Genomic DNA, 12,026 nt, shown 5'->3' with positions numbered 1-12,026 from the left:
TGAGGCGTTTGTACCACACGAGAGTGCAGGTGGTGTTGCGTGGCGCGCGGGGTGTGCCACGCGAGTTCCGCCACTCTGGGACGCTGTCCACGTAGTGGATGCGTTATCGACTTGAAAAAATTTTCAAGTAGGATGTGGCGCATTCGGGAGCGGCAGGGAGTATCGACGTCCGCACCCGGAGAGCGCACGGCATCAGCCGTCGCTCGACATACGTGAGGAGAACCATGAAGAACACCATCCGGGCCAGGGCGCTCGCGATCGTCGCCGCGGTGGCGACGCTCGCGTCGATGTCCCTGACCGCGACCACGGCGCTCGCCGCCGAGCGGACCGCCGCGGGCGCGAAACCCAGCGCAACCGCCAGCGCAGATGCGGGCTCGTTCGCCGACCAGTTCGGCTGGAAAAACGACCTCAACGCGCCCGACTCCATCATCAAGTCCGACAAGGGCGGCGACGCCGACATCGTCTACGACGCGCAGAAGGCATCCGACAACCAGCTGACCCTCGACCCGTCGTCCATCGAACGCTACGCCTACTGGAACAGCTGCGTCACCGCCACCGGCACCGGCTTCGCCGCCGGCGAGCAGGTGGACTTCACCGACATCTCGCCGACCGGCAAGACCCAGGGCTATGGTCCGTTCGCCGCCGACGACAACGGCAAGGTCACCGGCAAGCTGTGCGCCGGTTCGCAGGACACCGAAATCGGCGCGCACGCCATCAAGGCCGTCGGCCGCACCAGCAAGACCATCGCCGACGCCACCCTGCAGGTCACCGCCAACGCGCGCGAGACCGCGAAGATCACCATCGAGAACGGCGACCTGACCCAGGACCAGTTCATCGACCAGAAGATCCGCATCCGCGCCGAAGGCTATTCGCCCAACACCCGTCTGTCGGTCCTGCTGGAAGGCCCGGACGGTTCGATCATGAACCTCGCCGACACCGCCCACATCCGCACCGATGCGGATGGCGTGTACACCGACGCCCTGCAGTCCAACAGCGTGAACTATCCGGCCGGCACCTGGTACCTGTCCATCCAGGACCTGTCCGGCACCGGCATCTACGCGATGACCTCGTTCACCATCAAGCCCGGTAAGGAACGCCACCAGAGCAAGACGGTCGAACTGCGCTCCACGAAGCTCACGGCCGACGACCTCACCAAGAACGGCATGACGATGACCATGAAGGACTTCGGTGCCTTCGACGCGTTCGACGTCTACATGAAGCTGCCGAACCTCCAGGAAGGTCTCGTCGGCACCGCCCGCGCGAACGGCAACGGCGAATACACGAACGTCCTGACCGTCAATTCCGCCATTCTGGGCGAGTACACGGTCACCGCGCGCTCCCGCACCACCGGCGACTATGCGCGGAAGACCTTCATCGTGACCGATGATTCCGGCAATTACCCGCAGCCCATCGAGGCGAGCATCACCCCCGACAAGGTCTCCAAGGAGGACTTCGGCCCCGAGGGCAAGGGCGTGACCGTCTCGATGAAGAACGTGCCGGAGAACTACAACGGCACCATCACCGTGCTCAACTCGAAGATGAACCTGCAGCGTCTGGCCGATCCGAGCGTCGAGGACGGTTCCGGCAACTTCATGGTTTTCGTCAACCGCAAGGACGACGGCACCATCACGTATGCCGCGAAGCTCGCCGCCGAACCGGTCGACGATGTGTACAACATCCAGATTACCATCACGGGCGGCGGCCATTACGAGCGCGACATCACCGTCGGCGACCCGAAGACTGACGGCACCGGCGACGGCGCCGACGCGAACAACGGCGACACCGCCGGCCAGCCCGAGCAGGGCGGCCAGGTCTCCGAGGATATGGTGAAGGTCTCCGGCACCATGTCCGCGTTCATCCAGATCAAGGGCGCCAGCGCGCTCGACCAGAAGCTCGCCGCCGAATCCGAGCTCGGCCGCGCCCGCGTCTCCGACAAGGCCAAGGAGAAGCGCTCCACCGGCATCGCCAACGGCCAGGCCGACAAGGCCGAGAAGACCTCCGACGCCGTCTTCGACCAGCTCAAGGCGCTCGACCCGAACGCGAGCAGGCTGTACACGGCCTCCTACAGCGTGCCCGGCGTCGCCGTCCGCGCCGACGCCGCCGCGCTGAACACGCTGGCCGGCCAGTCGAACGACATCGTCAAGGTGTCGCCGATCGTCCAGCGTTTCGCGACCACCGCCGATACCCAGACGACCACGACCACTCAGTCCACCACCGCCTCCGCCGCCGAACCCGCCAACGCGAACAACGACACGATCGTCAACGCGCGCAAGACGTGGGTGAAGACCGGCAAGACCGGCAAGAACGTGAACATCGCGATCATCGACACCGGCATCGACTACACGCACGTGGACTTCGGCGGCACCGGCAATCCGATTGCCTACCGCACGGCGCAGTCGTACACCACCGACCCGCTCACCGACCCGTACCTGAAGACGCTGATCGACCCGGCCAAGTACAAGGGCGGCTACGACTTCGCCGGTGCCACGTACAACGCCAACTCGTCGGCAGACGACACTGTCTACAACCCGTTCCCGACCCCGGACGCCAACCCGATCGACGGCCCCGGCGGCGGCCACGGCACCCACGTGGCCGGCACGGCCGCGGGCTACGGCGAGAACGCCGACAAGACCACGTTCAAGGGCGACTACACGAAGCTCACCGACGACGATCTGCAGAAGATGGAGATCGGACCGGGCGCGGCCCCCGAAGCCGGCATCTACATGCTCAAGGTCTTCGGCGACAACGGCGGCGCGACCGACGTGACCGGCGCCGCCCTCGACTGGGTGGCCGAGAAGCTGGCCAACAACGTCGACATCGACGTCGTGTCCATGTCGCTCGGCACCGCGTACGGCGCGATCGACGACCCGGACAGCGCCAAGATCGAGAAGATCGCCTCCTACGGCACCCTGTCCATCGCGGCCGCCGGCAACGACGGCGACTTCACCGACATCGGCGGCAGCCCGGCCTCCACGCCGAGCGCGCTCGCCGTGGCCGCCAGCCAGTCCGGCGGCTCCCGCCAGGACGCCATCAAGGTGGACGCCCCGAACGACCTCGCCGGCCAGTACGCGGGCCAGTACTCGCAGTACTTCCCGCAGGTCACGCCGATCTACTCCGTCACCGGCAAGGTCGTCAAGGTCGCCGATCCGGACAACCTGACCGGCTGCTCGCCCTACTCCGATGAGGACGCCGCCCGCGTCAAGGGCAACATCGCCTACGTCGCATGGGACGACAGCAACGTGCTGTGCGGTTCCGGCACGCGTTTCGACAACGCGTACAACGCAGGCGCGGCCGGCATCGTCTTCGCCTCGCAGGGCGACGTGCTGGAAAGCGGCATCGCTGGCAACTACTCCATCCCCGGCTTCCAGATGACCAAGACCACGGCCGACAAGCTCAAGCCGGCGCTCGACGCGGGCACGCTGGAGATCACCCTCTCCTCCGACTACGCGCACACGGTCAAGGCCAACTACCCGGCCTCCGCGGACACCATCGCCTCGTTCACGTCGCGCGGCGTGCATGGCTCGTATGACGGCACCGCCAAGCCCGACGTGGCCGCGCCCGGCGTGGGCGTCGTCTCCGCGGGCAACGGCACCGGCACCGAACTGGCGATCATGTCCGGCACGTCGATGGCCACGCCGCTCACCTCCGGCGTCGCGGCGCTCGTCCTCGAAGCGCACTCCGGCTGGTCCGGCCCGTCCAAGGCCACGAACCTCAAGGCGCAGCTGATCAACACCGCCGCGCACGACGTGACCACCGCCGGCGACGCCACTGGCAAGGGCAAGACCGCCTACGGCCCGCTGCGCGTCGGTTCCGGCCGCATCGACGCCTACGCCGCCGTGAACAACGACGTGCGCGTCGCCGCCGCCGACGACATCGAAGGCGTGACCGCGTCCTTCGGCATCGTCCAGGTCGGCAAGGCCGGCGTCACGCAGTCGAAGAAGCTGACCGTCACCAACGATTCCGACGTCGCGCGCACCTACAAGGTCGCCTACGCGGCCCGCACCGAGACGCCGGGCGTGACCTACACGCTCGACAAGTCGGAGGTCACCGTGGCCGCCCACGGCACGGCCGACGTCATCGTGACGCTGAACATCCCGGACGCCTCGAAGCTGCGCCATACGCTCGACAAGACGATGGACGCGAAGGTCGGCGGCCTCGACCGCTCCTACGTGACCGACGCGACCGGCGTCGTGACGTTCACCCCGGTGAGCGACGGCGACCAGAGCGACGGCACCGCCGAACAGAACGGCGCGTTCCCGCTGCGCGTGTCCGTCGTGGCCGCGCCGAAGCCCGTCACCGAGACGACCACCGAGATCGCCTTCGCCGACGCGGACGCCAAGCAGGGCGAGCTCAAGGTCTCCGGCCACGGCGTGAACCAGGGCGACGGCTCCGAAGCCTACGTGGGCCGTCTGGGCGCGTTCCAGCTGGGCGCGACTGACCCGGTCGACGTGTACGGCAACGAGCAGGACCTCACCGCCAAGCGCAGCATCAGTGCGGCCGACATCCGCGCGGTGGGCGCCGCCACGACCGCCCCGCAGCTCGACGATCCGTCGCAGGGCTACCTTGCGTTCGGCATCCAGACCCAGCAGAGCTGGTCCCGCCTCGGCACCACCGTGTTCCCGGTCGTCTACTTCGACGTGAGCGGCGACGGCCGCCCCGACTTCGTGACCACCGTGAGCACCAGCCCGTACGGTTCCAGTGCGGACACCGTGTATGCGGTCACCTCCGACGTGGCGTCGAACAGCCTCGCGGACATCGAGCCCATCGACGATGCGTCGATCTCCGACTCGAACACGCTGGTGCTGCCGGTCAAGCTCGCCAACCTCGGCTACACGGCGACCACCACGGCCACGACGATCCGCTACCAGGTCTCGATGCAGTCGATCTACGCCGCGCATGACGACGCCGACGCGAACTACCGCAAGGACTACGTCGCCGACACCGCATCCCAAGCCACGTTCGACGTGTACCACCCGGACCTGTGGTTCGGCGAGGCCGACGGCCAGGCGAACGGCACGCTCCTACAGGAGGACAAGGCCGGCACGATCGCCGCGCATCGTGGCGAATCCGCGACCGCCAAGGACGCCAAGGCGCTCGTCCTGCACCTGCGCGGCGCCGTCCCGGACACCACCGGCTCCGCCCCGACCATCGACACGCCCGCCGTGAACGATGGCGGCCAGAAGCCCGCCACGACCGACAAGTCGAAGCTCGAGGACGCCATCGCCAAGGCCGAGAAGCTGAACGCCGCCGACTACGAGTCCGCCTCGTGGAACGCGCTGACCGCCGCGCTCGAATCCGCGAAGCGCGTGAACGCCGACGCGAACGCCCGGCAGAACCAGATCGACGACGCGACGGCCGCGCTGCTCGCTGCGATCGACGGTCTGCGCAAGGCCGGTCCCGGCGACCAGCACGGCGGCGAGGGCATCGTCACCGGCGGTGACGCGGATACGGCAGGCAGGCTCCCGATCACGGGCGCCGGCATCGCCGCCCTCATCATCATCGCGACGATGCTCGCGATCGCCGGTGCGAGCGTCGCGAAATCGCGTTCCGGCAACGGCACCGCACGTCACGGCGCCAAGTGACGCTCCCGGCGTCCCGCCATCCCGCGTTCACGCGTGACGCGTGCGAAGCACGCCACGCGTGAACCGGGAATTCCCGAAAACCGCCTATCCGCCGCGTTCCGGCGTTCCGGTCGCGCATCGCGCGCGCACCGCTACAATGGACGCGGACAGATAGGCGGTTCTTCATGGAAGCGATACGACACGACGCCGCACACGACGACGCGACGTCACCCGACACCACGCGATCCGGCACATCCGATGCCGGCGATTCCACCGATACCAGCGTTTCCAACGATTCCCACGTTCCCATGGATTTCCCCGCCGAATTGAAGATCACCGATCCCGACGTCATCTCGATGCTGTCGAACCCCACACGACTGCTTGTGCTCGAGGAACTGTACGACCGCCAGGAACCGCGCACGGCCACGCAGCTGTCGCAGCTGGCCGGCGTCTCGCCCAGTTCGATGAGCTACCATCTGCGCCTGCTCGGCAAGGCCGGGCTGATCCGCCGCGCCGACGACGACGGCGTGCGCCGGCGCGAGATGCCGTGGCGCGCGGCCGCGAAGAGCTTCAGTTTCGCCGTGAGCGCACAACCCGATCCGATGGTGCGCATGCGGTTGATGGACGGCATCCTGCGTGCGTTGCGCATGCGCATCGGCGCGGTCATGGACGCCAGCGCCGCCGTGCCGATCGAGGAGCGGCGCGAACGCTACCCGTACACGCCGCTGAGCACCGGCAACCTCATCCTCGACCGGGACGAACTGCTGCAGGTGCAGCGGGAGATCTGGGCGGTGTGGGAGCGTTACGAGAAACTCAGCGAGAAGCGGAACGCCGCCGACTACGACTATCGGATCGCCTACACGTGGTCGTGCCTGCCGCTGGACCTGGACGCGAAGGCCTGCGCCTCGGACGGAGCCGATGGCGCGGGCCTTGACGGGTCTTCGCGGGGTTGAGGGTGCGGGGGAGACGAATGCGTCTGCTCCCGCTGCCGCCGCTACTGCTTCGTGACTACTTCTTCGTGATGTAGCCGAGGGCCTTGAGCATCTCGGCGCATTCGAGCGCGCCGCCGGCGGCGCCGCGCAGCGTGTTGTGGGCGAGGCCGACGAACTTCCAGTCGAAGATCGAATCCTCGCGCAGGCGGCCGATTGAGACGCCCATGCCGCCCTCGTAGTCCACGTCCAGCTTGACCTGCGGACGGTCGTCCTCGGTCAGGTACTGGATGAAGTGCTTCGGCGCGTGCGGCAGGCCGAGACGGGCCGCCTCCGACGTGTAGTTGACGAGACGGTCGACGAGCTCCTCCTTCGTCGCCTTCTTGCCGAAGTTGATGAACACGGTCGCGGTGTGGCCGTCGAGCACGGGAACGCGGATGCACTGCGACGTGATGCGCAGCGGGCCGTCGAACGGGACGATCTCGCCCTTCTCCGCATCCACGTGGCCGAACACCTTGAGCGGCTCCTTCTCGCTCTTCGCCTCCTCGCCGGAGATGAACGGGATGATGTTGCCCACCATCTCGGGCCAGTCCTTGAACGTCTTGCCCGCGCCGGAGATCGCCTGGTAGGTGCTCACGACCACCTCGCGCGGCTCGAACTCCTTCCACGCGGCCAGCGCCGGCGTGTACGCCTGGATCGAGCAGTTCGGCTTGACGGCGATGAAGCCGCGCGTCGTGCCGAGACGCTTGCGCTGATGCTCGATCACCGCGAAATGCTCCGGGTTGATCTCCGGCACGACCATCGGCACGTCCGGGGTCCAGCGATGCGCGCTGTTGTTCGAGACGACCGGCGTCTCCGTCTTCGCGTACCGCTCCTCGATCGCGCGGATCTGGTCCTTCGGCATGTTCACCGCGGAGAACATGAAGTCGACGCCCTCGGCGACCTTCTCGGCCTCGTCGCCGTCGACCACCGTCATGTGCTTGACGTATTCGGGCATCGGCGCTTCCATCTTCCAACGGTCGCCGACGGCCTCCTCATACGTCTTGCCGGCGGAATGCGCGGACGCGGCGAGCGTCGTCACCTCGAACCACGGATGGTTCTCCAGCAGCGTGATGAAACGCTGGCCGACCATGCCGGTCGCGCCGAGCACGCCGACCTTCAGTTTTTCGGACATAGCAAACCCCTTGGGTGAGATGGATGGGCGATTACACACGTGAACCTCCATTCTACGGAACCGTCCGGGGCGTGGCGCACGCGTTTCCGCATGATGGCCTGCGCGGCTGTGCGGGATGGATGGCGTACCACGCGGTGCGGTACGCCGTGGCGCGCGGTACGCTAGGAGGCATGTCGATTGCATCTCAGGAAGCACGCAAACAGCTTGACCGGATCGTGGCGTTGGGGTACCCGGATGTGGCGGATATGAGCGCCGCGGCGTTCCGCGCGCTCGCGAACCCGCTCATCGAGGCGTTGGAGCATTCCGATCTCGGCACGAACATCCTGCTGGTGCCGACGCGCGAGCTCGTCTCGCCGGAGTCGCTGATCGCGCGAACCTCCATCTACCGCATGGCCGGCTTCACGACGATGCCGCCGCGCGACATCGCCAGCTTCCTGCCGCAGGACGGCTTCGAGCCGCCGGAAGGCCCGTTCTACTTGGTCGTCGACCCGCATACCGGCACCTGCTATGTGAACCGTGAGCCGGACGTGGCGCGCAAGCTCATCGACTCGGACGAACGGTTGCCGCTCACGCTGGAGGAGGGTCTCGCGATTGCCACGCAGCACCCGGAATGGCTGCTGGAGAAGAACGGCTTCAACCTGCTCGGATCGCGTTCCGCCGACGGCCGCGTGCCGAGCATCTGGATGAGCCAGAACGCGCCGCGCCTGGGCGCGGTCTGGCCGAACTCCCGCCACACCTGGCTCGGCAACGCCTACTGCATCGCAAGGCGAGGCGTGAGCCTGTTTATCTGAGGGAGGACCCCCTCAGTCGGCCGGAGACCGACAGCTCCCCCTGAAGGGGGAGCAAGCCCCCTTTTTATCGCCTGCCGCGATTGTGGAAGGCGGTTTTCGTCAGCCAGTAGACGCCGGCGCCGATGAGCGCGGCGATCGTGGCGAACACTTCGGGGCGGCGCAGCTCGTTGCGCACGGTGGCGCCGTCGGTCACGCAATGGTCCTCGAACCACACGCGCAGCTCGTTGCCGGAGTAGCGGCCGACCAGGTCGCCCCACGTGAGCATGTGCGTCACGTAGTCGACCGGATTCTCCTCGTGGAACTCGAACAGGCGGATGCCGCGGTGGCGCGACTTCGGCCCGTAGCATTCGAATCCACAGGTCGGCGCATACCCCAGATCGATGCCGTCCGCATGCCCGACGAACGCGTTCTTGTGGTCATGGCCGCAGAACAGCGCGAAATATCCGCCGGCCTCGCGCATCGCGTCGACCTCGCCCACGTTCTCGTCGGCGCATCCGATGGCCTCGCCGAGCCGCGAGCCGGGCAGGCACTTGGATTCGTCGAGCACGTAGCAGCGTCCCGCGTGCGTGCGTGCGCCCTCCACCGCGTTCGGCGTCCAGGCGGGCACCTCCTTCAACACGTCGTAGAACTCCTGCGGCGGGATGTGCTGGAACGCGATCGTCGGCACCGGCTTGCCGTCGCCGTTGCGATCGCGCATCGCGGCCTGCGAGGACTTCATCCACGCGATCGCCTCGGGCGAGGGGGTGCCGTAGCCGTCGGAGTCGGCGAGGTCGAGGCGGCGCGGGTTCGCCGCGTACAGCGGGTATTGCGCGTCGCGTTCGGCGGGCGTGTTCCGGTCCGCGTAATCACCGGAATCGATCATCGTGACGCTCATCGCGATGCGCCCCGATCCGTCGGACGCCTCGATCGGCATCGCGAACGTGCCCGGTCCGAACGCGAGCCCGTCAGCGTCCGACGCCGCGGCGTCCGGGTTCATGCATCCGGGGAATTCGCGGTAGATGCCGTCCTGCTCGTCGGTGAGCACGCCGCATTGGAAGTCATGGTTGCCGTAGGTCGCGGCGAACGGGACGCCCGCGTTCATCACCGGGCCGAGGAACGCGGCGAACGTGGCGCGCACCTTGCGTCGCGTGTCGTCCATGAGCTCGTCGAGCGTGACGACGTCGTCGACGGGAGGCACGCTCGGGTCGCGGCGTTGCGCCATGCGCCGCCGCACGCCCTGCAGTTTCGCCTCGATCTCGGTGATGAGGCGGACGCGCGCGCCCGGATTCTCGCCGCGGCGGCGCAGGAACGTGTCGATGTACGCGGGGTCGTAGCCGCGGATCTGGTCGCCGGTGAAGACGACGAGATCGGGGTCGGCGACGTGGATCGCCTCCTCGATGAGACGGATCGTGTCCTTGTCGACCTCCGGCTTGTCCTGGATGTCGGCCATCTGCAGCACGCGGAACGTGCCGTCCTTGCGAAAACGCAGTGTCATGGCACTCATGCTAGTCGTTTTTGGAACCGGCGAGGCGTTGGGACGCGGCGTAGGTAGGATGGGGGATTGCGCATGTTACATGCGCGTAAACGGATATACGCCGGGAATTCCGGCGGAAATGGCCGCCGGGAGACGGCCACGCACCAAGCAAAGGAGGAACGATGGGTCAGGATCAATCATCGGTATTCGATCTCGCGGCGGTCGCCGCAGCGTCCAACGGAGGGAACAACGACCCGCTGCTGCCTCCCGCGCGCTTCATCGGCGACCCGCAGAAGCCGAGCAAGATGCCGTACAACAAGTACGTCGCCTACGACAAGCAGGTGCCGTTCGACTACCCGGAGCGCACTTGGCCGGGTAAGAAGCTTCAGCGCGCGCCCCGCTGGTGCTCCGTCGACCTGCGCGACGGCAACCAAGCGCTCGTCAACCCGATGGACTCCGAGCGCAAGCTGCGCTTCTGGAACCTGCTCGTTTCCATGGGCTTCAAGGAGATCGAGGTGGGCTTCCCGTCCGCCTCCGAAACCGACTTCGACTTCATCCGCATGCTCATCGAGCGTGAGCTGATCCCGGACGACGTCACCATCGTCGTGCTCACCCAGTGCCGCGAGCACCTGATCCGCCGCACCTACGAGGCGCTCAAGGGCGCCAAGCGCGCGGTCGTCCACTTCTACAACTCCGTCTCCGTGCTGCAGCGCGAGGTCGTGTTCCGCAAGAACAAGGCGGAGATCAAGAAGCTCGCCACCGACGCGGCTGAACTGTGCAAGAGCCTTGAGGGCGAGGCCAAGGGCATCGACCTCTACTACGAGTACTCGCCGGAATCGTTCACCGGCACCGAGCCGGAGTACGCCGTCGAGGTGTGCAACGCGGTCATCGACGTCATCAAGCCGACGCCCGAGCACCCGATGATCATCAACCTGCCGGCCACCGTCGAGATGACCACGCCGAACGTGTTCGCCGACGAGGTCGAGTACGTCTCCACCCACCTGCAGGACCGCGACTCCATCGTGCTGTCCCTCCATCCGCACAACGACGAGGGCATGGGCGTGGCCGCCACCGAGCTGGCCGTGCTCGCCGGCGCCGACCGCGTCGAAGGCTGCCTGCTCGGCAACGGCGAGCGCACCGGCAACGTCGACCTCGTCACGCTGGGCCTCAACCTGCTCACGCAGGGCGTCGACCCGCAGATCGACTACTCGAACGTGCCGGAGATCCGCAAGACCGTCGAATACTGCAACCAGATCAAGATCTCCGAGCGCCACCCGTACGCGGGCAACTTCGTGTTCACCGCGTTCTCCGGCTCGCACCAGGACGCCATCAAGAAGGGCCTCGAAGCCCGTCAGGTGGCCGCCGACCGCGCCGGCGCGAACCTCGACGACTTCGTCTGGCTCGTGCCGTACCTGCCGATCGACCCGAAGGACATCGGCCGCACGTACGAGGCGATCATCCGCGTCAACTCGCAGTCCGGCAAGGGCGGCATGGCGTACCTGCTCAAGACGAACCACAACCTCGACCTGCCGAAGCGCCTGCAGGTGGAGTTCGACAAGATCGTGCAGAAGTACGCGGACGACACGAAGAAGGAAGTCAAGGACGAGGACATCTGGCGCCTCTTCAAGGACGAGTACCTGCCGGTCGAGCAGTCGGGCATGACCGCCGCCGGCGTGGTCGTCGGCGACACGCACGACGAGACGCTCGCCCCGTGGGGCCGCCTCAAGCTGCTCAAGGTGTCCGTCTCCTCCGGCGAGGACGGCTCCGACACCGTGCTCAAGGCGAAGGTCCTCGACCGCGGCATCAACGTCGGCAAGGACGAGGAGCAGGTGCGCGAGGTCTCCGGCATCGGCAACGGCCCGATCGCCGCGTTCCTCAACGCGCTCGCCAACTTCGGCATCGAAGCCTCCGTGATGGACTACGTGGAGCACACCATGTCCGTCGGCACGGACGCGATGGCCGCCTCCTACGTCGAATGCCAGGTGGGCGAGGATGCGGACGCGCAGATCATCTGGGGCGTCGGCATCGACTCCTCGATCATCACGAGCTCGCTCAAGGCGATCATCTCCGCGATTAACCGCGCCAACGCCGGCCGTCGCTGAGACGCATGAATTGGCC

At 66.9% G+C, this 12,026-nt stretch carries 6 protein-coding genes; 4 read left to right on the top strand and 2 right to left on the bottom strand.

The window, feature by feature from the left end:
• The first annotated feature begins 224 nt into the window (after positions 1–224).
• Both AC1AYX_RS07920 and AC1AYX_RS07915 read left to right on the top strand, forming a co-directional pair.
• Entirely contained in the window at positions 225–5,582 is a 5,358-nt protein-coding gene (locus tag AC1AYX_RS07920) for a S8 family peptidase (RefSeq protein WP_476502974.1), read from the top strand.
• 164 nt (positions 5,583–5,746) lie between these two features.
• Positions 5,747–6,514 (top strand): ArsR/SmtB family transcription factor, encoded by a 768-nt coding sequence (locus AC1AYX_RS07915; RefSeq protein WP_476502973.1) that lies wholly within the window; start codon positions 5,747–5,749, stop codon positions 6,512–6,514.
• A gap of 55 nt (positions 6,515–6,569) precedes the next feature.
• On the opposite strand, the gene asd is transcribed toward AC1AYX_RS07915, so the two are convergent.
• Entirely contained in the window at positions 6,570–7,664 is a 1,095-nt protein-coding gene (asd, locus tag AC1AYX_RS07910) for an aspartate-semialdehyde dehydrogenase (protein WP_476502972.1), read from the bottom strand.
• Between the two features lie 170 nt (positions 7,665–7,834).
• On the opposite strand from asd, the gene AC1AYX_RS07905 reads away from it, so the two are divergent.
• Positions 7,835–8,455: a DUF5701 family protein gene (locus AC1AYX_RS07905; protein ID WP_034530326.1), complete on the top strand. Its 621-nt coding sequence runs from the start codon at positions 7,835–7,837 to the stop codon at positions 8,453–8,455.
• A 64-nt stretch (positions 8,456–8,519) separates the two neighbouring features.
• Here AC1AYX_RS07905 and AC1AYX_RS07900 read toward each other — a convergent pair whose 3' ends face one another.
• Entirely contained in the window at positions 8,520–9,929 is a 1,410-nt protein-coding gene (locus AC1AYX_RS07900) for a metallophosphoesterase family protein (RefSeq protein WP_476502971.1), read from the bottom strand.
• A gap of 161 nt (positions 9,930–10,090) precedes the next feature.
• Between AC1AYX_RS07900 and leuA the strand changes: the two genes are divergently transcribed.
• Complete coding sequence (gene leuA, locus AC1AYX_RS07895) at positions 10,091–12,010, top strand: 2-isopropylmalate synthase (protein ID WP_476502970.1); 1,920 nt, start codon at positions 10,091–10,093, stop codon at positions 12,008–12,010.
• Positions 12,011–12,026: the final 16 nt, after the last annotated feature.

This window comes from Bifidobacterium sp. LH_419 (genome assembly GCF_056356955.1).
This window is presented reverse-complemented; position numbering and strand designations above follow the sequence as displayed.